This window comes from Novilysobacter selenitireducens, assembly GCF_020026895.1.
GTDB classification, from domain to species: domain Bacteria; phylum Pseudomonadota; class Gammaproteobacteria; order Xanthomonadales; family Xanthomonadaceae; genus Lysobacter_C; species Lysobacter_C selenitireducens.
The window spans coordinates 378,114-402,731 of the sequence record NZ_JAINZW010000001.1 but is presented as its reverse complement, the minus strand read 5'-3'; the positions used below and the strand labels follow the sequence as shown (position 1 = coordinate 402,731).

19 protein-coding genes and 1 tRNA gene are annotated in these 24,618 nt (G+C 70.5%); 9 read left to right on the top strand and 11 right to left on the bottom strand.

The genetic code is table 11. From position 1 onward, the window contains the following. Window positions 1-218 precede the first annotated feature (218 nt). Both K6753_RS01765 and K6753_RS01760 read left to right on the top strand, forming a co-directional pair. The gene (locus K6753_RS01765) at window positions 219-854 is read left to right on the top strand and encodes an SGNH/GDSL hydrolase family protein (protein WP_223674459.1); all 636 of its coding nucleotides are present in this window, start codon (window positions 219-221) and stop codon (window positions 852-854) included. After that, a complete protein-coding gene (locus tag K6753_RS01760; RefSeq protein WP_223674458.1) occupies window positions 851-1,543 on the top strand; it encodes a methyltransferase domain-containing protein in 693 nt (230 codons plus the stop codon). The genes K6753_RS01765 and K6753_RS01760 overlap by 4 nt, the downstream gene beginning before the upstream one ends. Before the next feature lie 224 nt (window positions 1,544-1,767). Here K6753_RS01760 and K6753_RS01755 read toward each other — a convergent pair whose 3' ends face one another. Together K6753_RS01755 and K6753_RS01750 are read right to left on the bottom strand one after the other, a co-directional pair. Then, window positions 1,768-3,873, bottom strand: coding sequence for a prolyl oligopeptidase family serine peptidase (locus K6753_RS01755; protein WP_425492054.1), 2,106 nt, complete (start codon window positions 3,871-3,873; stop codon window positions 1,768-1,770). Between the two features lie 191 nt (window positions 3,874-4,064). After that, window positions 4,065-4,403: a hypothetical protein gene (locus tag K6753_RS01750; RefSeq protein ID WP_223674457.1), complete on the bottom strand. Its 339-nt coding sequence runs from the start codon at window positions 4,401-4,403 to the stop codon at window positions 4,065-4,067. Between the two features lie 434 nt (window positions 4,404-4,837). Here K6753_RS01750 and K6753_RS01745 point away from each other — a divergent pair, with 434 nt between their 5' ends. After that, complete coding sequence (locus K6753_RS01745) at window positions 4,838-5,428, top strand: lipocalin family protein (RefSeq protein WP_425492037.1); 591 nt, start codon at window positions 4,838-4,840, stop codon at window positions 5,426-5,428. 193 nt (window positions 5,429-5,621) lie between these two features. Here K6753_RS01745 and K6753_RS01740 read toward each other — a convergent pair whose 3' ends face one another. Then, on the bottom strand, window positions 5,622-6,560 hold the full coding sequence (locus tag K6753_RS01740) for a patatin-like phospholipase family protein (protein ID WP_319936638.1): 939 nt from the start codon (window positions 6,558-6,560) through the stop codon (window positions 5,622-5,624). Next, a complete protein-coding gene (locus K6753_RS01735; RefSeq protein WP_223674455.1) occupies window positions 6,560-7,525 on the bottom strand; it encodes a helix-turn-helix transcriptional regulator in 966 nt (321 codons plus the stop codon). Before K6753_RS01735 ends, K6753_RS01740 begins: the two co-directional genes overlap by 1 nt. Before the next feature lie 119 nt (window positions 7,526-7,644). Here K6753_RS01735 and K6753_RS01730 point away from each other — a divergent pair, with 119 nt between their 5' ends. The 5 genes from K6753_RS01730 (at window position 7,645) to K6753_RS01710 (ending at window position 15,089) form a co-directional block, all read left to right on the top strand. Continuing rightward, window positions 7,645-10,530 (top strand): molybdopterin oxidoreductase family protein, encoded by a 2,886-nt coding sequence (locus K6753_RS01730; RefSeq protein ID WP_223674454.1) that lies wholly within the window; start codon window positions 7,645-7,647, stop codon window positions 10,528-10,530. Window positions 10,531-10,564: 34 nt separating this feature from the next. Next, on the top strand, window positions 10,565-12,439 hold the full coding sequence (locus K6753_RS01725) for an SLC13 family permease (protein WP_223674453.1): 1,875 nt from the start codon (window positions 10,565-10,567) through the stop codon (window positions 12,437-12,439). A gap of 4 nt (window positions 12,440-12,443) precedes the next feature. After that, window positions 12,444-13,244, top strand: coding sequence for a 4Fe-4S dicluster domain-containing protein (locus K6753_RS01720; protein ID WP_319936637.1), 801 nt, complete (start codon window positions 12,444-12,446; stop codon window positions 13,242-13,244). A gap of 124 nt (window positions 13,245-13,368) precedes the next feature. Then, a complete protein-coding gene (locus tag K6753_RS01715; RefSeq protein ID WP_223674452.1) occupies window positions 13,369-14,328 on the top strand; it encodes a dimethyl sulfoxide reductase anchor subunit family protein in 960 nt (319 codons plus the stop codon). An 86-nt stretch (window positions 14,329-14,414) separates the two neighbouring features. After that, on the top strand, window positions 14,415-15,089 hold the full coding sequence (locus K6753_RS01710; protein ID WP_223674451.1) for a DUF481 domain-containing protein: 675 nt from the start codon (window positions 14,415-14,417) through the stop codon (window positions 15,087-15,089). A gap of 13 nt (window positions 15,090-15,102) precedes the next feature. Here the strand turns inward: K6753_RS01710 and hemC are convergent, their stop codons facing one another. The 7 genes from hemC to dtd form a co-directional block, all read right to left on the bottom strand. Further along, the gene (gene hemC, locus K6753_RS01705) at window positions 15,103-16,023 is read right to left on the bottom strand and encodes a hydroxymethylbilane synthase (RefSeq protein ID WP_223674450.1); all 921 of its coding nucleotides are present in this window, start codon (window positions 16,021-16,023) and stop codon (window positions 15,103-15,105) included. A gap of 211 nt (window positions 16,024-16,234) precedes the next feature. Continuing rightward, window positions 16,235-16,963, bottom strand: coding sequence for a LytR/AlgR family response regulator transcription factor (locus K6753_RS01700; protein WP_223674449.1), 729 nt, complete (start codon window positions 16,961-16,963; stop codon window positions 16,235-16,237). A gap of 142 nt (window positions 16,964-17,105) precedes the next feature. Further along, window positions 17,106-17,783, bottom strand: coding sequence for an alpha/beta hydrolase (locus K6753_RS01695; RefSeq protein WP_223674448.1), 678 nt, complete (start codon window positions 17,781-17,783; stop codon window positions 17,106-17,108). Between the two features lie 40 nt (window positions 17,784-17,823). Further along, on the bottom strand, window positions 17,824-20,769 hold the full coding sequence (locus K6753_RS01690; RefSeq protein ID WP_223674447.1) for a bifunctional diguanylate cyclase/phosphodiesterase: 2,946 nt from the start codon (window positions 20,767-20,769) through the stop codon (window positions 17,824-17,826). 76 nt (window positions 20,770-20,845) lie between these two features. After that, window positions 20,846-20,918 (bottom strand) — tRNA-Ile (locus K6753_RS01685). 143 nt (window positions 20,919-21,061) lie between these two features. Then, a complete protein-coding gene (rpoD, locus tag K6753_RS01680) occupies window positions 21,062-22,942 on the bottom strand; it encodes an RNA polymerase sigma factor RpoD (RefSeq protein ID WP_223674446.1) in 1,881 nt (626 codons plus the stop codon). Window positions 22,943-23,101: 159 nt separating this feature from the next. Then, a complete protein-coding gene (gene dtd / locus K6753_RS01675; RefSeq protein ID WP_223674445.1) occupies window positions 23,102-23,539 on the bottom strand; it encodes a D-aminoacyl-tRNA deacylase in 438 nt (145 codons plus the stop codon). Window positions 23,540-23,677: 138 nt separating this feature from the next. Here dtd and K6753_RS01670 point away from each other — a divergent pair, with 138 nt between their 5' ends. Further along, window positions 23,678-24,604, top strand: coding sequence for a lauroyl acyltransferase (locus tag K6753_RS01670; protein ID WP_223674444.1), 927 nt, complete (start codon window positions 23,678-23,680; stop codon window positions 24,602-24,604). Window positions 24,605-24,618 lie beyond the last annotated feature (14 nt).

Sequence of the window (24,618 nt, the reverse complement as noted above, 5' to 3'; positions counted from 1 at the left end):
TCACCCCCAACCCCGTTGCTAGGTTCGGCTTCGCCTCTCCAAGCAACCCCCGGCCCTCGCTCTGCGAGGGCGTTCGGTGCGGCACGAACTGCCCCCGGCAGTTCGTCAGCGCCGCCCCTCACCCCGGGGAAGAGGGGCTTTGACGCGCCACACTCCGTATCTGCTTTCATCCGCCTTTATCCGCGCCATCCGTGGCAACAAAGTTCGAAGGGACCCGAATGCAAGAAGCCGACAACCCCCGTACCTACCTCGCCCTGGGTGACAGCTACACCATCGGCGAGGGCGTGGACCCTGACGACCGCTGGCCGGTGCAGCTGGCGCGGATCCTTCGCGCCGAAGGCGTCGCGCTGGATGACCCGCGCATCATCGCCACCACCGGATGGACCACCGACGAGCTGTCGCAAGCGATGGACTCCGCCGAACCGCTGGGCGAGTACGGCTTCGTGACCCTGCTGATCGGCGTCAACAACCAGTACCGCGAACGCAGCCATTCCGAATACCGAGGCGACTTCCATGACCTGCTGCGGCGTGCGATTACGCTGGCCGGCGGACGCAGTGACAGGGTCATGGTGCTTTCGATCCCCGACTGGGGCGTGACCCCCTTCGCTACCGCGCAGGGGCGCGACCCGGCGCGGATCGCCAGCGACCTGGACGGCTACAACGCGATTGCCGCCGAGCTGTGCGCGCAGCACGGGGTGGCCTTCGTCGACATCACGGGGATCAGCCGCGAACACGGCACCGATCCGGAGATGCTGGTGGCCGACGGCCTGCATCCGTCGGGAGCGATGTATGCGCTGTGGACCGCGCAGGCGCTGCCGATGGCACGGCGCCTGCTGTCGGAGGCACGGGCATGAGTGTCGCGACGCGGCCGGTGGACAGCGCGCGTGCGCGCGGCATCGCCGACGCCTTCCGCCCTGCCCGTCCCTGGGGCAACTACTGGGACTACTTCTACAGCCGCAGCAAGCTGGGCAGCGATCCGCTGTACCCCGGCGTGTGCGACGCGTTGCGCGGCACGTCGGCGCCGCTGCTGGACCTGGGCTGCGGACTGGGCCTGCTGGCGCATGCGCTGGCCGCCGACGGCATCGCACTGCCGTACCGGGGCGTGGACAGCGACGACGCCAAGATCCGGCGCGCGAAGCGCGCGGCGGCGCGGGTGGGCCTGGACGGAGCCGCGTTCGATACCGTCGACCTGGCGCGCGTCATTCCGGAGCACCGCGGCAGCGTCGCCATCCTCGACGTGCTGCAGTTCATTCCGCCGGACGCGCAGGCGCGCCTGCTGGATGCTGCCGTGGCCATGCTGTCGCCCGGCGCCAAGCTGGTGATCCGTACCGGGCTGGATGACGGCACTTCGCGTGCGCGGATCACCCGCGCGGTGGATGTGTTCTCGCGCGTGCTGGGCTGGATGAACGCCGCGCCGCGCTACTACCCGGACGCCGATGCGCTGCGGGCGCGGTTCGAGGCGGCGGGGCTGGCGTACGAGATCGAGCCGCTGTACGGCAACACCCCGTTCAACAACTGGCGGGTGGTGGCGGAAAGACGCTGAGTGGCGACATTTCCGCGATGCCGCTGCACTTGTAGGAGCGGCTTCAGCCGCGATCGGCATGCAGCGCAAATGCATGCTCCCTGTGTTCGCGGCTGAAGCCGCTCCTACAACAGCACGGGGCACCCGTCTGCCAGCTCGCTCGTGCGCCTCGACACGTCGCAAATGAAACAAGGGCGCCCTGCGGCGCCCTTGTTCGTCACGATCGCGATGTCACCGCACGCGGCTTACTCGCTCAGCTCGTTCCACAGGAACGTATACGCCATTGCGTTCATGTGCGCGGCCTGCGCGTTGTTGGCCGCGCCGCCGTGGCCGCCTTCGATGTTCTCGTAGTAGCGCACGTCCTTATCGGCCTCGACCATCTTGGCCATCATCTTGCGGGCGTGGCCGGGGTGGACGCGGTCGTCGCGGGTGGAGGTCATGAACAGCGTCGGCGGGTAGTCCTGCTGCGCGTCGAACAGGTGATACGGCGAGAAGGTCTGGATGAATTCCCATTCCTCCGGCTTGTCGGGGTTGCCGTACTCGGCCATCCACGACGCGCCCGCCAGCAGCTTGTGGTAGCGCTGCATGTCCAGCAGCGGCACCTGCACGACCACCGCGCCGAACAGGTCCGGGTACTGGGTCAGCATGTTGCCGGTGAGCAGGCCGCCGTTGCTGCCGCCCTGGATGCCCAGGTGCTCGGGCGAGGTGACCTTGCGGGCAATGAGGTCGCGCGCGACCGCGGCGAAGTCCTCGTAGGCCTTGTGGCGGTTGGCCTTGAGCGCGGCCTGGTGCCAGCGCGGGCCGTACTCGCCACCGCCGCGGATGTTGGCCACCGCGTAGACGCCGCCCTTCTCCAGCCAGCCCTTGCCGACGCCGCCCGAATACCCCGGGGTCAGCGAGATCTCGAAGCCGCCGTAGCCGTACAGCAGTGTCGGCGTGCTGCCGTCGAGCTCCAGGCCCTTGGGCTGCACGATGAAGTACGGAACCTTGGTGCCGTCCTCGCTGGTGGCGAAGTGCTGGGCGATCTCGTGCGTGGAGGCATCGAAGAACGTCGGCATGGTCTTGAGGACCTCCGGCGCCTGACCGATCTCCGCCAGCGACAGCGTCGTCGGGGTCAGGTAGTCGGTGGCCGTCAGCCACACCGCGTCGGAATCGTCGCTGTCCACCGCCGACACGCCCAGCGTGCCGAAGGTCGGTGCACCGGTGAACTCGCTGCGCGCCCAGCCGCCCTCGCCCGGGGTCATCACGCTGAGGCGGTTCTTGACGTCCTCCAGCACGTTGAGCACCAGGTGGTTGGCCGTCCACGTGTAGCCGGCCAGCGAGGTCTTGTCGGTCGGCTCGAACAGCACGTCGAAGTCGCGCCCCCCCGCCATGAACGCATCGAAGTCCGTCGCGATCAGGCTGCCCGCCGGGTAGGTGCGCCCGCCTGCCTGATAGGCCTCGCGCAGCTCCAGCACCAGCCAGTCCTTGTGCACCGACTTGTTGGCCGAGTTGGGCGCGTCGATCTTGGTCAGCGCGCCGTCGTCGCCGCGCAGGTACAGCTCGTCGTTGTAGAAGGCGATCGTGCGCATGACGAAATCGCGCTCGAAGCCCGGCGTGTGGTCGTGGCCGGCGGCGATGTACATGTCGCCCGGCTGGCCTTCGTAGACCACCTTCGCTCCGCTGATCGGGGTGCCGCGCTTCCACTCCTTGACGATGCGCGGGTAGCCGGACTCGGTCATGCTGCCGTCGCCGAAGTCGGTATAGACGTACACCGTGTCGCGGTCGATCCAGCCCAGGCCGCCCTTGGCCTCGTCACGGAAGAAGCCGTCCTCCACCCAGGTCTTGCTGGCCAGGTCGAACTCGCGCGTGACGTCGGCATCGGCGCCGCCGCGCGACAGCGCGACCAGGCACCGCTCGTACTCGGGCTTCAGGCAATCCGCGCCGTGCCACACCCAGTTCTCGCCTTCCGCCTTGTTCAATGCGTCCAGGTCGATGACGGTTTCCCACTCGGGCTCGTCCGTGCGGTAGGAGTCGAGCGTGGTGCGGCGCCAGAGGCCGCGCTCGTGGTTCTTGTCCTTCCAGAAGTTGTAGTAGTACTCGCCGATCTTCTGCACGCCGGGGATCTTGGCGTCGGAGTCGAGGATGGCGCGGATGTCGGCTTCCAGCGCCTTGAACTCGGACGTGGCGGCCAGCTCGGCCTCGGACTTGGCGTTCTGCTCGCGCACCCACGCCAGCGCGGTGTCGCCGCCGACGTCCTCCAGCCACAGGTAGGGATCGGTGGCGGCGGACTGGTTGGCGGGCTGGTTCACGGGGGCGGGCTCCTGGGCGTGCAGGGCACCGGGCACGGCGAAGGCGGCGGCGGTGGCCATTCCGGCCGACACCAGCAGGGTGCGGCAGGCCTGGGCCAGCGGGGTCTTGGAACGCGCGGACATCGACTTCGGCATGGGTGCTCCGGGGCGGATGGGTGACGGATCGGGATGCGCAAAAACGCAGCGCGCAACGCTAGCACAGGGCGTTGGCGGCTCCGGCGCCTGGGCGAGTCCGGCCCGTCCCCCGCCCGTCAGGCCGCGCGTACCGGTCGTGCCGTCGGCACCCGACGCGCGCGGCGTCGCGCCTGCGGCCCGGCGCGCCGCGCCCGCGTGGGCACGGCGACACGGGCCGGCGCGACATTGCGTGCCACGGGCATCGGGCATCCCCGCAACGCCCAAAGCGCGACCGCCGGCATGCCCAGCAGCCACAACGGCAGCCATCCCAGCGCCTCGTGGTGGCCGCGCGCGGCCGGCACCAGCAGCAGCACGACGACCGCGACCGCCAGTGCGTGGCGGAGGACGGCGTCGAGCGCGGCGCGGATGTCCAGGGAATCGGGGGTCGGATCGGATCCGGTGGCGATGGGGTGCATGACGGACTCCTGACGTAGGTGGCGGAAAGTGTTCGAACTGCGTGGATCGGACTGTCCACCCGGCGCATCTCACGGGCTGCGACCTGCTGCGTGGGCAGGAGCGGCTGGAGCCGCGAAGCCGCCCGGCACGCCGAGGCCGGGATGCAGGCAGCGGATCGGGAGCCGCGACCGGTATGGGCGCAGGCGCGTGCGGTGGCGCGGTCGCGACTTACGTCGTTCCTACAGGAGGGCTGTGATGTCGGGCGATCTGGCTTCGCGGCTGAAGCCGCTCCTACAGGGGGGCCAGCGCGGCGGGCGTGGGGTTGGCCGGGGCACAGCCGGGCCGGGGCGGCCGCGTTGACGCGACGCTGCGCGGCCGGCTGTCAGGGTGCGCGGGCCGCCTCCAGGCACGGGGGCGATCCGTACCTCCATCGTCCCGCCACAGGAGACCCGCGATGACCCGACCCCGCCGCCCCGTCCGCAGCCTGGCCCTCGCAGGTGCCGGCATCGGCCTGGCAATGCTGGCCGCCTGCGCCACCGGCAGCGGGCCGGTCGCCGCGTCCAGCACGCCGGTCGAACTGCAGCGCTTCATGGGCAAGTGGCACGTCATCGCGCACGTGCCCTACTTCGCCGAGGAGGGGCACGTCGCCAGTTCCGACACCTACACGCTGCGGCCCGATGGCGGCATCGACGTGCGCTACACCTACCGCACCGGCTTCGACCAGCCGCTCAAGACGTTCGACTCGCGCGCCACCGTCAAGGAGGGCACGGGCAACCGCGACTGGACGACGTGGTTCTTCCGCGTCATCCCGACCAAGTTCCGCATCCTCGAAGTGGCGCCCGACTACAGCTGGGCGCTGATCGGCTACCCGGGGCGCGACCTGGCGTGGGTGTTCGCGCGCGAACCGGTGATGGGCGACGCGCTGTACCAGGACCTGGTCAAGCGCATGGACGGCCACGGCGTGGATACCGACAAGCTGTACCGGGTGCCGCAGGTGCGCGAGCAGGTCGGGCAACTGGGGTTTGCCTACCCGAAGGATCCGTAGCCCTGTAGGAGCGGCTTCAGCCGCGATGTCACGGCACGACCCGGGTTACCGACAGGGTCCTTTGTAGGAGCGACCTGAGTCGCGACCCGCGTTGCTCGACCGGGCATGGCGGTCGCGACTTACGTCGCTCCTACAATGGGACTCTGTTGAGTTTTTCGCGGCTGAAGCCGCTCCTACAACAGCCCTATTCCAGTCAGTAGCCGGCGCTGTTGAGCGCCGCGTCGGCCTCGGCGCGGCCGATGGCGATGAGCTCGCGGGCGCGCCAGAACTCGTAGAACTGGCAGGCATCGCGCGGGATGCGGATGACGAGTTCCGGCGGGTCCAGCGCCAGCTGCACGCGTGCGATCTGCGCCTGCATCGTGTCCAGCGACCGCGCCATCAGTTCGGTGAAGCCGAAATCGCCGGCCGCCTTCTCGTCCGCGGCCAGCGCGTCATCGCTGGCGTGTGCGCGGCGCCAACGGCGACGCATCCAGCGCGCCAGCCGGTTCTGGCGGTCGCGCTCCTCCGGCGTCGGTTCAAGCTCCGGCCGCGCCGGTGCGCCGGGCGGGCGCCGCGGCCAGCCGTGCATGTCCACCGCGATCAGCCGGTGCGCGTCCGAGAGGCGCGTGGCGGCGATCGGCAACGGCGCCAGCAGGCCGCCGTCGACCAGTTCGCGGCCGTGCATTTCGTACGGCGTGAACAGCCCCGGGATGGCGATCGACGCGCGCACCGCGTCCCACAGGTCGCCCTCGCGCAGCCACACCTCGCGCTGGCGCAGCAGGTCGACCGCCACCGCGGTGAAGTCGATGGCGAGGTCCTCGATGCGCGGCTCGCCGGCGCGCTCGCGCAGCGCGCGGATCAGGCGCTCGCCCTCGAACAGCGAATTGCGGCCGAACACGGGGTCCAGCAGCCGCAGCATGTCGGTGCGGCTCAGCGACAGCAGCCAGTCGCGGAACTCGGTCAGCCGCCCGCTGGCGAACAACCCGCCGACCAGCGCGCCGCTCGACGACCCGGCCACGGCGACGATGTTCAGGCCACGGGCCTGCAATGCCTCGATCACCCCGATCTGCGCCAGCCCGCGCGCACCACCGGCGCCCAGTACCAGCGCGACCTTCTCGCCCGCCTCGATCTTCGGCGCGTCGGCCGCAGCCATCATTCGTACTGGCCCAGCGCCAGCGACAGCAGGCTGCGGGCCTGCTCGCGCAACGACGCCGGTTCGATGATCTCGGCATCGCTGCCGTAGTGCAGCACGTCCATCAGCAGCTCGCGCCCGGAGCTGTAGGGCAGCTTCAGCTCGTAGCGCCCGTCGGGCAGGACGCGGCCCTGTTGCTGCGAGTGCCAGTGCTCGTCGGCGACCCAGCGCGCGGCCTTGGCGCTGAACATCACCGTCGCCAAGCCCTTGGGCGTGCCCGAGAAGATGCCGTAGCTGGAAGACAGCTGGCGGTCGAGCTCCTCGTCGGGCACGTCGCGCGCGGCGGCGTCGGACACGCGCGCGGCGGTGATGCGGTCGACCGAGAAGCTGCGTAGGCCGTCGCGGTCGTGGTCCCACGCGTCCAGGTACCAGTTCTCGCGGTAGTGGGTCAGCCGCTGCGGCGACACCGTGCGCCGCGTGCGCTCGTCGGTGGAACGCGCGCGGTATTCGAATGCGAGCTGCTTGCGGTCCAGCACCGCGGTGGCAACGTTGCGGAACGCGGTCTCGTCCAGCTTGCGCGAGCGGTGCGGGATCACGCGCACGCGCTCGACCGGCACGCGGCGGCCGCCGGCATGCTCGTCCAGCAGCTTCTCGATGCGGTGCTGCAGCGGCGCAAGCGCGGTCGACAGCACGCCGCCGCCGCTGCGCATCATCAGTTGCTGAGCGGCCAGCAACGAGTGCAGCTCCTGCGAGCTCAGCCACAGGCCGGGCAACTCGAAGCGGTCGGCCTCGTCGGGGTCGTAGCGGAAGCCGGCCTCGCCATTGCCCACCACCGGCGCCATCAGGTAGTCGCGCAGGTAGGCCAGGTCGCGGTAGACCGTGGCGCGCGAGCACTCCAGCTCCTCCTGCAGGCGCTGCACCGTCACCGGGTAGCGCGCGGCGGTCAGGATGCGATGCAGGGCGTGGATGCGTTCGATGCGTTCCATGGCGGGGGACTCCGGCGGGGGCGGCTAGCATCGCACCGGGCGCTGCGACGGCGCCACTGCCGCATCCGCATGGGCGTTTCAACCTCGCCCTCGTCACGGCCTGCCGGCACAATGACCGGATGCGCGAGCCCGACCTCAACCTCTCGCCCTCGCCGGGCGACGAGGTCAAGACCACGACCTGCTACATGTGCGCCTGCCGGTGCGGCATCAAGGTGTGGCTGAGCGACGGCCGGATCCGCTACATCCAGGGCAACCCCGAACACCCGGTCAACCGCGGCGTGCTGTGCGCGAAGGGTTCGGCCGGGATCATGCAGCACTACTCGCCGGCGCGGCTGGACAAGCCGCTGCTGCGGGTGGGCGAACGCGGCTCGGGCGAGTTCCGCGAGATCGAATGGGACGAGGCGCTGGAGATCGCGACGTCGTGGCTGGCGCCGATCCGCGAACGCAACCCCGACGAGCTGGCGTTCTTCACCGGCCGCGACCAGAGCCAGGCGCTGACCGGCTGGTGGGCGCAGCAGTTCGGCACGCTCAACTACGCCGCGCACGGCGGGTTCTGCTCGGTGAACATGGCCGCCGGCGGGCTGTACTCGGTGGGCGGCAGCTTCTGGGAGTTCGGCGAGCCCGACTGGGAGCACGCGCGCTACCTGATGCTATGGGGCGTGGCCGAGGACCACGACTCCAACCCGATCAAGCTCGGCCTGGGCAAGCTGAAGGAACACGGCGCGAAGATCGTCGCGGTGAACCCGGTGCGCAGTGGTTACGGGGCGGTCGCCGACGAGTGGATCGGCATCCGGCCTGGCACCGACGGGCTGTTCGCGTTCGCGCTGATCCATGAATTGCTGAAGGCCGACCGCATCGACCTGGACTACCTGGTGCGCTACACGAATGCGCACTGGCTGGTGGTGCGCAACCCGGGCGGTGCGGATGACGGGTTGTTTGCGCGGGATGGGGACGGGCGGCCGCTGTGCTGGGATCGCAGCGCTTCCACTCTTCCCCCTGCGAAGGCAGGGGAGGGAGCAACGCGCCCCGCCGAGGCCGTGGATATCTCGCCCGCAGTCGTCGGCGAGTACACGCTGCCCGACGGCCGCATGGCGGTGCCGGCGTTCCACCTGGTGGCCGAGCGGTATCTGGACCCGCAATACGCGCCCGACGCGGTGAGCGAGCGCTGCGGCATCCCGGCCGACACCATCCGCCGCATCGCGCGCGAACTGGCCGAGGCTGCGTTCGACAGCAAGCTGGAATTGCCGATTCCCTGGACCGACGCCTGGGGCCGCGAGCACGCGACCATGACCGGGCGGCCGGTGGCGATGCACGCCATGCGCGGCATCAGCGCGCACAGCAACGGCTTCCACACTTGCCGCGCGCTGCACCTGCTGCAGATGCTTCTGGGCGCGGTGGACGCACCGGGCTCGTTCCGCTACCAGCCGCCGTTCCCCAAGCCGGTGCCGCCGCCCAACCGCCCCGGCAAGACCCGACGCGAGGACGGCACGCTGGACGCCGCGCCGCTGGGCTTCGTGCACGGCCCCGAGGACCTGCTGGTGGATGCGGACGGCCAGCCGCGCCGCATCGACCACGCCTTCAGCTGGGGCTACCCGCTGAGCGCGCACGGGATGATGCACACCGTCATCCGCAACGCCTGGGCGGGCGACCCGTACCGCATCGACACGCTGCTGATGTTCATGGCGAACATGGGCTGGAACTCGTCGATGAACACCGCGCAGACGATCGCCTGGCTGACCGACAAGGACGAATCCGGCGAGTACCGCATCCCGCGGATCATCTATTCCGACGCCTACGCCTCCGAGACCGTGGCGTACGCGGACCTGGTACTGCCCGACACGACGTACCTGGAGCGGTTCGACGCGATCAGCATGCTGGACCGGCCGATCTCCGACGCCGACGGCGCCAGCGACGCGATCCGCCACCCGGTGCTGGACCCGGCCACGCAGGGCGCGGGCGGCAAGCCGCGGGACGTGCGCGGGTTCCAGTCGGTGCTGCTGGAACTGGGCGCGCGCCTGGGCCTGCCGAACATGGTCAACGAGGACGGTTCGGCCAGGTACCGCGACTACGCCGACTACATCGTGCGCCACGAGCGCGCGCCCGGCGTCGGCCTGCTGGCCGGCTGGCGCGGCGCCGACGGCACCGCCGAGGCCAAGGGCGCACCCAACCCCGACCAACTCCAGCGCTACATCGACCATGGCGGCTTCTGGCGCAGCGAGATCCCCGAGCACGCGCGTTATTTCAAGATGGCCAACCGCGGCTACCTCGACTGGGCGCAGGCGATGGGCTTCCTCGGCCACGCCGACCCGATCGTGCTGCAGGTGTATTCGGAGACGCTGCAGAAATTCCGGCTCGCCGGCCAGGGCTTTGGTGCGCACGTGCCGCCGCCCGAACACCGCGAGCGCGTGGCGACGTATTTCGACCCGCTGCCGATGTGGTACGAGCCGTTCGAAGGCGCACAGGTCGAGGAACCCGCAACGCGATTCCCCCTCAGCGCCGTCACCCAGCGCCCGATGTTCATGTACCACGCGTGGGGCAGCCAGAACGCGTGGCTGCGGCAGATCGCGACGCGCAACTGGCTGTACCTGCACCCGGATACCGCCGCGCGCCACGGCATCGGCGACGAGGACTGGATCACCGTGACCTCGCACGTCGGCCGCATCACCGTGCAGGCCAAGCTTGCGGCCAACGTGCAGCCCGACACGGTCTGGACGTGGAATGCCATCGGCAAGCGCAAGGGTGCGTGGCGCCTGGGCAAGGACGCGCCGGAAGGCCGCAAGGGCTTCCTGCTCAACCACCTGATTTCCGACATCACCCCGCGTGGCGATTACGCCAATGCCGACCCGGTGACCGGGCAGGCGGCGTGGTTCGACCTGCGCGTGCGCATCGAGCGCGCCGAGGCCGTCGACGAAGCCGAGCCGCGGTTCCAGCCGCTTGAGCTGGGCCAGGCCGATGACGCGCCGTTGCGCTACGGCGCGGCGATGCGCACGAAGGCACACGGATGATGCGCGACATGCCGATGGGACGCTGGTGATGGGCATGGAACTGTGGCTGACGCTGGCGGTGCTGGCCGGTGCGGTCTATCTGTTCGTCACCGAGAAACTGCCGGTCGACGTGGTCGCGCTGCTGGTGCTGGCCAGCCTGCTGGTGCTCGGCCTGGTGACGCCGGGCGAAGCGCTGTCGGGCTTTTCCAGCCAGGCGACGATCACGGTCGCGGCAATGTTCGTGCTCAGCGCCGGGCTGCAGCGCAGCGGCGCGCTGCAGGGCCTCGCCGAGATGCTCGCGCGGATACGCTCGGGCTGGCTGTTCGCCCTCGTCATGATGGGCACCATCGCGGCGGTGTCGGGCTTCATCAACAACACCGCGGCCGTGGCGGTGTTCATCCCGCTGGTGATGGCGGCCACCGCGGCCAACCGCCAGCCGGCGTCGAAATTCCTGATCCCGCTGTCATTCGCCGCGCAGTTCGGCGGCGTGTGCACGCTGATCGGCACGTCGACCAACCTGCTGGTGAACTCGCTGGCGCAGCAGACCGGGCGCGAGGGCTTCGGCCTGTTCGAGTTCGCGCCACTGGGCATCTTCTTCGTGGCCGTGGGACTGGTGTACCTGATGGTTGCGCGGCGTTTCCTGCTGCCGGACCTGGGCGTGGTCCAGTCCGACCGCGAAGGCCACGGCGGCCGCTTCATGGTCGAACTGCTGGTGCCGGACAAGTCGCCGGCGATCGAACGCAAGGCCGGCGAGCTGCTGGCGCCGGCGTCGCCTGAGGCCGATAGCGGCGACGCTGAAGACAAGGAGGCCGACGCCGAACGGCCCGGTTCCGACTCGCTGGACAACGCACCCGCGGCTTCCACCGTGCTGCCTGCCCGTCGTGCGGCGCCGCTGGAGCTGGTCGACGTGATCCGCCGCGGCGGCAAGACCACGCCGGCCTCCCTCACCACCCTGCGCGCCGGCGACCGCCTGCTGCTGCACGGCGAGTGGGCGCAGGTCGAGGCGCTGCGCCGGCGCCACAAGCTCGATTACGACCGCGTCGCACCGGAACTGGACCCGGCCGGCGGCGAAGAAGAGCGGCTGCACGCCGAGGTGATGGTCGCGCCCGGCTCGCCCCTGATCGGCCACACGCTGGCGGAGCTGCGCTTCGGCCACACCTACCGCGTGCGCGTGCACGGCCTGCAGCGCCAGCGCGCGGTGCTGCGGCGGCCGGTGGACCAGATTCCGCTGGCGCTGGGCGACATCATGGTGGTGGACGCCAACGAGTCCACGCTGGCCGCACTGCGCCAGAACCCGGGCGTGGTGGTGCTGGGCGAGCGCGCGCAGCAGCGCGTGGACGTGCGCCGCGCGTTGATCTCCGCGGCGGTGCTGGCGGCGGTGATCGTGGCCGCCGGCAGCGGCTGGCTGCCGATCGTGGCCGCGGCGATCCTGGGCTGCGTGGCGCTGGTGGTGCTGCGTTGCCTGGAGCCGGACGAGGCCTACGAGGCGGTCGACTGGCGCGTGGTGATGCTGCTGGCGGGCGTGCTGCCGCTGGGCATCGCGCTGGAGCGCAGCGGCGGCGCCGACTGGGTCGCGCAGAACGCCATCGTGCTGCTCAGCCAGTTCGGCCCCGGCGTCACGCTGTCGGCGATCTACCTGCTGACCGCGGTGCTGACGGAGGTGATGAGCAACAATGCCGCGGCCGTGCTGGTGGTGCCGGTGGCGATTGCCGCGGCCGAGTCGCTCGGCGTGGATGCCAAACCTTTCCTGGTGGCGGTGGCATTCGCCGCGTCCACCAGCTTCGCCACCCCCGTGGGCTACCAGACCAATGCCATGGTGTACGCCGCCGGTGGCTACCGGTTCGCCGACTTCCCGAAGATCGGCCTGCCGCTGAACATCATTTTCTGGATGATGGCCACGGTGCTGATCCCGAAGTTCTTCCCGTTCTGAGCCCATGACCGACCTGCCGCCGCCAACCAAGAAGAAGCTGGGCCTGGTCATCGACCTGGACACCTGCGTGGGCTGCCACGCCTGCGCGGTCAGCTGCAAGGAATGGAATGCCGGCGGCATCGCCGGCCCGCTCACCGACGAGCAGCCCTACGGGGCCGAGCCGTCGGGGGTGTGGTTCAACCGGGTGCACAGCTATGAGCTGGAGGCGACGGATGCACCGCCACCCGCCGCGGGCGGCTGCAGTGCGGCTCCATCGGCCGACGGGGCCCAGCCGGCGATGACCCTGCACTTCCCGCGCTCGTGCCTGCACTGCGAGACGCCGGCCTGCGTCACCGTGTGCCCGACCGGCGCCAGCTACAAGCGCGCCGAGGACGGCATCGTGCTGGTGGACGAGGACAAGTGCATCGGCTGCAAGCTGTGCAGCTGGGCCTGCCCCTACGGCGCGCGCGAGTACGGCGCGGTCGAGGGGGTGATGAAGAAATGCACCCTGTGCGTGGACCGCATCTACAACGAGAACCTGCCGGAGGCCGAGCGCCAGCCGGCGTGCGTGCAGGCCTGCCCGACGCGCGCGCGGCACTTCGGCGACCTCGGCAACCCGGAATCGAAGGTGTCGAAACTGGTGGCCGAACGCGGCGGCGTGGCGCTGATGCCGGAGCTGGGCTACGCGCCGGTCAACCGCTACCTGCCGCCGCGCCCGCGCCGCGCCGGGCCCGCCCCGTCACAGGAAGCACCGGCGCAGGAGCCGCTCGACACCGCCGCGCTGCCGCCCGTGCTGCGCTGGCTGGACCGGGTGCTGTCGCGGTGAGGGACTTGGCAGCTGAAGACAGGGACCCGCTTCGGCCGGCGACATCCGGTCCGCTGCGCAGCTGTCCGCCGACGTCGCACTTTCGCCTTCCCCAGCCCCCAGCCCCTAGCCCCTAACACCACCCATGCATCCCGCCTTCTCCGTCATCTTCTTCACCACCCTGTCGGGCGCCGGCTACGGCCTGCTGGCGATGGTGGCGGCGCTCGCGCTGCAGGGCGATGCCTCCGCGCGCGTGCTGGTCGTGCTGCTGCTGCTGGCGCTCGCGCTGGTGACGGTGGGCCTGTTGAGCTCGCTCGGCCACCTGGGCAAACCGCTGCGCGCGTGGCGGGCGGTGTCGCAGTGGCGGACGTCGTGGCTGTCGCGCGAGGGGCTGGCGGCGCTGCTCACCTACCTGCCCGCCATTGGGCTGGGCGTGGCGCTGCTGCCGGGCGCACTGGACGGCACCGGCGCGGGCCGGATCGCCCTTGGCATGCCGGGCGCCGTCGCGGCCGTGCTGGCCATCGCCGGGGCGGTGCTCACCGTCATCTGCACGGCGATGATCTATGCCTCGCTGCCGCCGGTCCCGGCGTGGCGTCATCGGCTGGTCGTGCCGGGCTACCTGGTGTTCGCGCTGCTGACCGGCGCGGCGCTGGGCGCCGGCGGCGTGGCCATCGCCGGGGCACTGCCGCCGGCCGGCGTCCGAGCCACCGCGGCGCTGGTCGCGCTGGCCGCCGTCGCTGCCATGGCGCTGAAACGGACGTACTGGCGCGCAATCGATGCCTCGCCGTTGGCGCAGACCCGCGGCGACGCCATCGGCCTGCCGGGCCGGTCGGCCAGCGTGTTCGAACGCCCGCACACCCAGGCCAACTACCTGACGCGCGAAATGGGCTACGTGGTGGCGCGTCGCCACGGCGCCCGGTTGAGGCAGGTCGCGACGTGGCTGTTCGGCGTCCTGCCGCTGGCGATGGGGCTGGTCGCCCTCGTGCTGCCCGCGGCGGCGCCGGTGGTGCTCGCCGCCGCCGCGATGAGCGCGCTGGCGGGCGCGGTGGTCGAGCGCTGGCTGTTCTTCGCGCAGGCCCGCCACCTGGTCACCCTGTACTACTGATCCGGACGGGCCAGAAAGCCCGCCCATTGGGCATGTAACCGTTTTCTTGGCATACTGGCGCGGTCTTCCCGCACCCCGACCGCGCGATGCTTGCCGCCCTGGGGCTGGCCCTGCTCGGCAGCCCGTTCGTGACATTGCCGCCCCTGGCGCACGGCGACCCCGTGATTGCCGACCCCGTGCTGATGTCGGTGGCCACCGACCCGGCGCGGATGCGGCTGCACTGCTTTTCCACGCGATGCGGGGATGCCGAGTGGCGCCTTGCGCTGTCGCCACCGCCGGCGAAGCCACGCACGGGCCCTGCGCGCAAGCGTGCGATCGACCTGCCGGGCAGCCGGCGATACATCGGCCTGAGCGCGCCGGTGGCGGTGCGCCAGAGCCACGCCAGTTATTCAAACGACTTCCGACTAGGCACCCGGGTCGGCGTGCAGGCGCTGCAGACGCCCGACACCCGCATGTCGGTGCAGGTAGGTGCGGGCTACCGGATGATGCCGCTGCACGACGACGGCATCGGCCGCCCGGGCGCGGTCTTCCGTGGCGAACTCAACCTCGGCCAGCGCCTGGGCGAGCGCACCGTGCTGGACCAGCGCGTGCAGTGGGAAACCGGCCAGGGCGACATGTTCATCAAGCACTCGCTGGGCGTGGACGTGATGCTGTCCCCGCAGTGGACGCTGGAAGCCGACCACGTGATCCGCCACCGCGAGTACGGCGCCAGCGGCATCGAGACCGCCGAAAGCTGGATGGGACTGCGCCGCCGCTTCTAGCCGCGACGCGGCCTCAGGCGTGCGGGGCGATGAACGCGCCGGCGCCCTGCTCCAGCAGGCGCGTGGCGACGGCCTGCCCCAGCGCATCGGGCGCGTCGGCCGGACCCACCCGCTCGGCGCGCACGCGGCGTCCGTCTTCGGCCGAACCGACCTGGCCGACCAGGTGCAGCGTGCCTTCGTCCTGCCGGTGTGCGAACGCCGCCACCGGCACGTGGCAGCTGCCGTGCAGCGCGCGGTTCATCGCCCGCTCGGCCTCCACGCAGGTGCGCGTGGCGGCGTGGTCGAGCGCGGCGCACAGCGCATGGACGGCAGGCGCATCGTCGCGGCATTCGATCGCGATCGCCCCCTGCGCCGGTGCCGGCAGCCACTGCGGCGCATCCAGCCGCGCGCGGATCCGCGGCGCCAGGCCGAGCCGCTCGAGCCCCGCGCAGGCCAGCACGATGGCGTCGTACTCGCCGGCATCCAGCCGCGCCAGTCGCGTGTTGACGTTGCCGCGCAGGTCGCGCAGCACCAGGTCCGGCCGCAGCGCGCGCAACTGCGCCTGCCGACGCAGCGACGACGTGCCCACACACGCACGCTCGGGCAGTGCGTCGATGCCGTCGAAGGCGTTGCTGACGAAGGCATCGGCGTGGTCGGCGCGCTGCAGGATCGCCGGCATCGCGAAGCCGGGCTCCAGCTCCATCGGCACGTCCTTGAGCGAGTGCACCGCGCAGTCGGCCTCGCCGCGCAGCATCGCGATCTCCAGCTCCTTCAAGAACAGCCCTTTGCCGCCGATCGCCGCCAGCGAGCGGTCGAGGATCTCGTCGCCGCGGGTGGACAGCGGGACCAGCGTGACCTCCAGCCCGGGGTGCGCGGCGCGCAGGCGGTCGGCGACGTGTTCGCTCTGCCAGAGGGCGAGCGGGCTCTTGCGGGTGGCGATGCGGAGGGTCTGCATCCGAGCATTATCGCGCGGGCGGCTGAGGCCGCGCTTGCCGATCTCGCATACCGCCCTTGTAGGAGCGGCTTCAGCCGCGATTGCGGTAACGGATCGCCGGATCACCGAGTCCATGTAGGAGCGACGTAAGTCGCGATCCGTTCTTCGTCGGGTTGCGCGGGTCGCGACTTACGTCGCTCCTACAGGAGTCGGATCGCGGCTGAAGCCGCTCCTACAGGTGCTTCAGGGTTTCGCGCAGGCCCGACACGCAGCGGCGGCTGACTTCCAGCGGCTGCTTGCCGTGGCGCAGCACCGCCTGGACGTGGCCGTCCGGGGCACGGCGCAGCTCGACGATCTCGTGCCGGGCGACCAGGCAATTGCGGTGGATGCGCACGAAGCGCTCGCCGAACTCCTCCTCCAGCGACTTCAGCGATTCCTCGATCAGGTCCTCGCCGCGGGCGTGGTGCACGACGACGTACTTCTCCTCGGCCTGCAGGTAATGCACCTCGTCGATCGGGATCAGCCGCAGGCTGCCGCGCAGGCGCGCGCACAGGTGGGTGCGCAGTTCGGCACCTCCACCATGGCCGTTGCGCTCGCGGCCGGCGGCGAAGGTGCGCACGCGCTCCAGCGCCGCGGCCAGGCGCTCCGGGCGCACCGGCTTGACGAGGTAGTCGATCGCCTCGGCCTCGAACGCCGACAGCGCATGCGCGTCATAGGCCGTGCAGAACACCACCGCCGGGCGCGGCTCGAACGCCGCCAGGTGGCGCGCCGCCTCCAGGCCGTCGATGCCGGGCATGGCGATGTCCAGCAGCACCAGGTCGGGGTCGTGTTCGGCGCAGGCGTGCAGGGCGTCGTGACCGTCGACGGCTTCGGCCACGATCTCGATGCCGGGCTGCCCGGCCAGCAGGGTGCGCAGGCGCTCGCGTGCCAGCGGCTCGTCGTCGGCGATGACGACCCTCATCGCCGCGCCCACGATGCGCTGCCGTGGCCGGCGATGCGGCCGTCTTTGCGGTGCTGTGACATGGCGCCTTCCCTCCCCGGATGGCCTTGCACGCCACGATAGTAGCGCTACGTTGCGGCCAAAGGCGATCCGTCGCGATCCGTCAGCCCAGGCGCGACCCGAGCCACGCGGCCAGCGCGTCGATCTCCTCGCCGCAGACCTGGTGGGCCATCGGGTAGTCGTGCCAGTCGACCTTGAACCCCCAGTCGCGCAGCAGCGCCGCGCTGGCCTGGCCGCCGGCATGCGGCACCACCGGGTCGAACTGGCCGTGCGCCATGAATACCGGCTGCGACGCCGCCGCATCGGTCCGCTCGCGGGCCAGCCGGCCCGGCATCGGCAGGTAGGTCGACAGCGCGACCACGCCCGCCAGCGGCTCGCGGCGGCGCACGGCGGTGGCCAGCGCGATCGCGCCACCCTGCGAGAACCCGGCCAGCACGATGTTGGAGGCCGGCACGCCGCGCGCGGCCTCGCGGTCGATCAGGGCCTCGACCTGCGCTACCGAGGCGTCCACGCCGGCCTCGTCGGCACGCTGCGCGAGGTTCATGTCGAGGATGTCGTACCACGCGCGCATGCGCATGCCGTTGTTGATCGTCACCGCGCGCGTGGGCGCATGCGGGAACACGAACCGCAGCGCCGGCCATTGCGGGCGCACCAGCTGCGGGACGATCGGGGCGAAATCGTTGCCGTCCGCGCCCAGCCCGTGCAGCCACAGCACGGTGTGGGTCGGCGAGGCGGCGGTCTCGTGCTCGACGGTCTCGAGCAGGTCGGTAGGTTCGGTCATGCCGCCATTGTCGCCGCGGGCGGCGGTAGCGGCCAGCGCGTCAGTGGCGCCAGTGCGAGGCGGGTTCGGGCCGGCCGAACAGGAAGCCCTGGCCGTGCACGCAGCCCATCTGCTGCAGCGCGCGCCGCTGCACGTCCGTCTCGATCCCTTCGGCGACCACGTCCAGCCCCAGCGACTGCGCCAGCGCGAGGATCGCCGCGACGATCGCCGAGCTGCGCTGCGACATGCCGTCGCCCAACGGTGCCACGAACGAGCGGTCGATCTTGATCATCTTCAGCGGGAAGCGCTGCACATAGCCCAGCGACGAGTAGCCGGTGCCGAAATCGTCCAGCGCCGCGTCGACGTGCGCCTCGCGCAGGCGCTCCAGGATCGCGGCGACGGCATCGGGGTCGCCCAGCAGCGTGCTCTCGGTGACCTCGATGCGCAGGCGCGCCGGCTCGAAGCCGGCCTCGCGCGCGAGCGCCAGCAGGTGCACGTCGAACTCCGGGTCCTGGAAATGCCGCGGCGAGATGTTGAGCGTCATGAACTGGCCCTCGCCCACCAGCGCAGCGCCGGCCCGGCAGGCCATGCGGTACATCGACCAGTCGATGGCTTCCAGCAGGCCGCTGTCCTCCGCCACCGGCAGGAACTCGCCCGGGGCCAGCACGCCACGTGTCGGATGCCGCCAGCGCACGAGCGCCTCGTAGCCGATCACCGCACCGTCGTCGAGCCCGACCAGCGGCTGGAAATACGGCTCGAACTCGTGCCGCGCCAGCGCATTGCGCAACTCGTGTTCCACGCCCAGCACGTCCAGTGCCTGCTGCTGCAGGCTGTCGTCGAACAGCACGAAGCGCTGGCGGCCGGCGCTCTTGGCCCGGTACAGGGCCACGTCCGCGTCGTGCAGCAACTCGTCGGTGCTGGCATAGCGCGCATCGCCGATGGCAATGCCGATGCTGGCCGAGGTCTGCAGCTCGCGTCCGGCGATGTGCATCGGCCTGGACAGCGCGTCCTGGATGCGCTGGGCCACCTTGCAGGCGACCTTCGGCACCGGCACGTCCTCCAGCAGCACGGCGAACTCGTCGCCCGACAGGCGCGCCACCACGTCCGGCTCGCGGATGCACTGGCCCAGGCGCGCGGACACCTCGCGCAACACCTCGTCGCCGGCCAGGTGGCCGAGGCTGTCGTTGAACAGCTTGAAGCGGTCCACGTCCAGGTACAGCAGCGCGTAGCGGCGATCCGGGTTGCGGCGCAGGCCGGCGATCGCGCGTTCCAGCCGGTCGCGAAGGTACAGGCGGTTGGGCAACCCGGTCAGCGGGTCGTGCATCACCTGGTGCTTGAGCTGGGCCTCGACCTGCTCGCGGACGGCGATCTGTTCGCGCAACTCGCGGGTGCGGTCCTGCACGCGCTGTTCGAGCTCCGCGTTGAGCCGGCGCAGCGCCTCGGCGCTGTTGCGGCGCTGCAGCGAGTTGGCGATCTGGTAGGACACGAACTGCAACAGCTCGGCGTCGCGCTCGTCGTAGGCGAGGTCCTCGCTGTAGCTCTGCACCGCGATCACGCCGATGACGCGCTCGCTGTCCAGCAGCGGCACGCCCAGCCAGTACAGCGAGATCGTGCCGACGCCGGGCGTGGCTTCGATCTCGCCGGCGTCGATCAGCTTCCGCGCCCGCTCGCTGTCGAGCAGGACAGGCTTGCCGGTGCGGATCACGTACTCGCTCAGGCCCCGCCCCAGCGGTCGCGGTGGCCGCGCGCTGTCCTTGTCGTCGACGAAGTACGGGAATTCCAGGCACTGCCCGTCCTCGCTGAGCAGCGCGATGAAGAAGTTCTGTGCATTGATCAGTTCGCCGACGGCGAGGTGGATGTGGCGGTAGAAGCGCTCGGCCTCGTCATCGACGTTGGCCAGCGCGGCGATGCGGTACAGGCTGGTCTGGACCTGCTCGGAACGCTCGCGCTCGCGCACCTGCTCCTGCAGGCCGCGGTTGGCCTCGGCCAGCTGGCGCGTGCGCTCGGCGACGCGGCGCTCGAGCTCTTCCTGGTCGCGCTTGCGCTCCAGCGCGGTGAGGATGTGGTCGGCGACGAAGCCCAGCAGCGCGCGGTCGGCGTCGCTGTAGCAGCCTTCGCTGACGTAGCTCTGCACGACCACGGCGCCGCGCACCTGGCCGTGGCGCATCATCGGCACGCCCAACCAGTCCAGGTCGGCTGCGCCGTGCTGGTGCAGCGGCCCGGACACCTGCCGACGCAGCTGCGCGGTGGAACCCATCAGCGGCTTGGCGTCGCGGATGAGGTACCACGTGCGGCCGTACATCAGTTCGGCCATCGGCATCGGAGTGTCCAGGTCCGGGCCGTCGGCATCGACGGTGTCGACGAAGTACAGGAAGCGCAGGCTGTCGCTGTCCTCGTCGAACATCGCGATGTAGAAGTTCTCCGCGTACATCAGCCCGCCGACGATCTCGTGCAGGCCGCGCAGCATCGTCGGCATGTCGTGGTCGGAACCGGCCATGTCGGCAATGGCGAACAGCGCGTGCTGCAGCCGCTCGGACTGCGCCAGCTGGCGCACCGAACTGCGCAGCCGGCGCGCGGTCAGCAGTTCGGCCAGGCGCTTGCCGGCGGCCTCGAGCATGGGTTCGCACCGCGGCGAGGCCAGCGGCCGCCGCGCGGCCTGCGAGGGCGTGCATGGCAGCAGCACCGCCACCGCGCCGCCGTCGTCGCACAGCACCCGTCCGCCGCATGCGGGCGATGCCCCGGCGCGCACCGCGGCCAGCACCGACTCGGCGGCCTCCAGAGGTGCGTCCGGATCATCGCGCTCGCTGAGCGCCGGGTGGCAGGTCGCCTCGCGCGGCCAGTCCGACGAACACACCAGCCGGTAGTCGCCCGTGCCGTCCAGCCCGCGGATGACCGCCTCGGCCATTGCGTCTACGTTGCGCGCATCCAGCAGGTCCATCACCAGCGCATCCACCGGACGCACGTCGTGGTGCGGCATCTCCTCGCTGGCGGCGGACTTCGGGTTCACGGGGGGCGACTCCTGCGGGCGGTCGTATGCACCCCCTATCGGCCGCCTGCCGGCAATCTTTACCCGATGTTGGATCTGGGCCCACCAGGACTCGAACCTGGAACCAAAGGATTATGAGTCCTCTGCTCTAACCATTGAGCTATAGGCCCGCGGGTGGCGGGATTGTACCGGCGTGCCGGCCGATGCGACCGACGAGGCGGGAACGAACGGGACTTCCACCGGCCCAAAGAAAAAGCCCCGCCGGAGCGGGGCTTTCAAACGTGGCGATCGCGATCGTCGGCTGCAGGCCTACTTACTCGATATCGAGGAAGCTGCGCAGCTGCTCGGAGCGGCTCGGGTGGCGCAGCTTTCGCAGCGCCTTGGCCTCTATCTGGCGGATCCGCTCGCGGGTGACGTCGAACTGCTTGCCGACTTCCTCGAGGGTGTGGTCGGTGTTCATGTCGATGCCGAAGCGCATGCGCAGGACCTTGGCCTCGCGCGGGGTCAGGCCGGCCAACACGTCGCGCACCGTCTCGGTGAGGTTGATGTCGGTGGTGGCATCGACCGGGGACATGACGTTGGTGTCCTCGATGAAGTCGCCCAGGTGGCTGTCCTCGTCGTCGCCGATCGGCGTCTCCATGGAGATCGGCTCCTTGGCGATCTTCATGACCTTGCGGATCTTGTCCTCGGGCATGTCCATTTCCTTGGCCAGTTCTTCCGGCGTGGCCTCGCGGCCGTACTGCTGGAGCATCTGGCGGGAGATGCGGTTGAGCTTGTTGATCGTCTCGATCATGTGCACCGGGATGCGGATGGTGCGCGCCTGGTCGGCGATCGAACGGGTGATCGCCTGGCGGATCCACCAGGTCGCGTACGTCGAGAACTTGTAACCGCGGCGGTACTCGAACTTGTCGACCGCCTTCATCAGGCCGATGTTGCCCTCCTGGATCAGGTCCAGGAACTGCAGGCCGCGGTTGGTGTACTTCTTGGCGATGGAGATCACCAGGCGCAGGTTGGCCTCGACCATTTCCTTCTTGGCCTTGCGGGCCTTGGCCTCGCCGTAAGCCATGGTGCGGCTGATTTCCTTGAGGTCGGCCAAGGTGATGCGCATCGCCGTTTCCTCGGCGATGGTGGCCTCCTGCTCGGAGATGATCTGCTCGCGCACGTCGCGCAGGCCCGAGGACCACTTCTGCTTGCGCTTGAGCAGCTCGTCGACCCACTCGACATTGGTCTGGTTGCCGTCCCAGGAGCGGATGAAGTCCTTGCGCGGCATCTTGGCAACGCGGGTGGCCAGCTCGAGGATCCGGCGCTCGTGCTGCTTCAGCGAGGCGACGGTCTCGCGCATGTTGCGCACCAGCACGTCCGTCAGCGGCAGCGGCAGCTTGAAGGTGACGAAGATCTCGGCCATCTCCTCGCGCAACTTGACCACCGACTTGTGGCCGGGGCCGTGCTTGGCGTGCGCCTTCTCGAACTTGGCGTACAGCGCGGTCAGCGCCTCGAAGCGCGCGGCGACCTCGGCCGGATCCGGGCCGGTCGGGCCCTCGTCGGCGCTGCTGTCGTCGTCATCGCCGTCATCGGAGTCGTCGTCCTCGGTCTCGGCTTCCTCTTCCTTGGCCGCGGCGGCCGGGCTGTCGACGCCGGAGGCGGCGGGCACGGTCGGGTCCTCGAGCAGGTCGAGGAAGCCCACGACCAGCTCGGCCAGGCGCTTCTTGCCGGCGGCGACCAGTTCGTAGTCCTCGACCACCGAGCGGATGGTGTCGGGGAACAGCGCCAGCGAGGCCTGGACCTGGTTCAGGCCCTCCTCGATGCGCTTGGCGATGGCGATCTCGCCCTCGCGGGTCAGCAGCTCGACCGTACCCATCTCGCGCATGTACATGCGCACCGGGTCGGTGGTGCGGCCGCCCTCGGCGTCCAGGCCGGTCAGCGCGGCGGCGGCTTCCTCGGCGGCGGTGTCGTCGACATCGCGGTTGCCGGTGCTGTCACCGGTGATCAGCAGAGTCTCGGCGTCGGGCGCAACTTCGTGCACCTCGATGCCCATGCCGTTGATCATGCCGATGATGTCTTCGATCTGCTCCGGGTCGACGATGTCGTCGGGCAGGTGGTCGTTGACTTCGGCGTAGGTCAGGTAGCCCTGTTCCAGGCCCTTGCTGATCAGCTGCTTGATATCGGACTGGGGGGCCTGACGTTCGTTGGCCATAAACTTGGGCACCGGGGTTGGGGCTAGAGAACCGTGCATTATACCAGCGGGCACGGGGATTGGCCCGCCGCACCGGGGTCGGGGCGGGGACGAAACGGCCTGGAAACGACGCACTGACGGGCTTTTTCGGGCCCTGGCCGGAGCCATTCCGCAGGCAGGTCAGGCCCGCAGCAGGAAGGTCACGGGGCCGTCGTTGACCAGGCTGACCTCCATATGGGCCCCGAAACGCCCGGTTTCCACCCCTGCATTGCGCGCCCTGCAGGCGGCCACCAGCCGGTTGAACACCGGTTCAGCCGCGTCCGGCGGTGCCGCGGTGCTGAAGCCCGGGCGCATCCCGCTGCCGGTGTCGGCTGCCAGCGTGAACTGGCTGACCAGCAGCAGCCCGCCGCCGGTGTCGGCCAGCCCCAGGTTCATCCGCCCCCGGGCGTCGGCGAACACGCGATAGCCCAGCAGCCGGTCGCACATGCGCGCGACCTGGGCGTCGCCGTCGCCTGGCTCGACGCCGACCAGCGCAAGCAGCCCAGGGCCGATCTCGCCCACGGTTTCACCATCGACGGCGACGCGGGCGTGGGAGACACGCTGGATGAGGGCGAGCATGGGGTGCAGCCTGTTGGGACGCCCACGATGATCGCGGCAGCCTGCGGTGGTGTCACCCCGAAGTCCGCAAGCGGTGGGTGAGCGCGCGACCGCCGCGACGGGCGTGGCGCCACCGACACCCTCGCTACACTGCCGCGCATGACCAACCTGCTCGCCCGCCTCCTGCACCTGCTGGCCACGCTCGTGGGCCGCCTGCCCTGGCCCTGGCTGATGCGGCTGGGCGACGGGCTGGCCGCATTCTGGCGGTGGCGCGACGTGCGCGAGAGCCGCGTCGCGCGCCGCAACCTCGAACTCGCCTTTCCGTCCGAGACCCCGGCCGAGCGCGAGGCGCTTCACGCCGCGATCCTGCGCACCACCGCGCGGCAAGTGCTGGAAACCGTGCGCCTGTGGACGAGGCCGCACGCCGAGAACCTCGCGTTGATCCGCGACGTCCACGGCGCGTCACTGCTGGACTCGGCGATCGCGGCCGGCCACGGCGTGATCATCGCCGCGCCGCACCACGGCAACTGGGAGCTGCTCAACCAGTGGCTGGCCACGCGCACGCCGCTGGCGATCCTCTACCGCGCGCCGGAATCGGCGATCGGCGAGGCCTTCCTGCAATCCGTGCGGGCCGATCGCGACCGGGTCACGCAGATCCGCGCCGAAGGCCCGGCCGTGCGGCAGCTGTTCAAGTGGCTGGGCGCAGGCGGCGTGGTCGGCATCCTGCCCGACCAGCAGCCCAAGGTCGGCGACGGCGAATTCGCGCCGTTCTTCGGCGTGCAGGCGCTCACCATGACCCTGCTGGGGCGACTCGGCGCACGCACCGGCGCCACCGTGCTGATGGCCTGGTGCGAACGCGTGGAGTCGCACCCCGGCCGGCCGCCGGTGTTCGACCTGCACATCGAGGCCGCGCCGGATGCGATCGCCGACGCCGATCCGACGGTCGCCGTGCACGCGCTCAACGCGACGGTCGAGCGCATCGCGCGACGCGATCCGGCGCAATACCAGTGGACCTACAAACGCTATACGCTGCGGCCGCCCGGCAGCGGCGAGCCGAACCCGTACTGGGTCGGCGCGACGGAATGAGTGCCGGGCCCAAC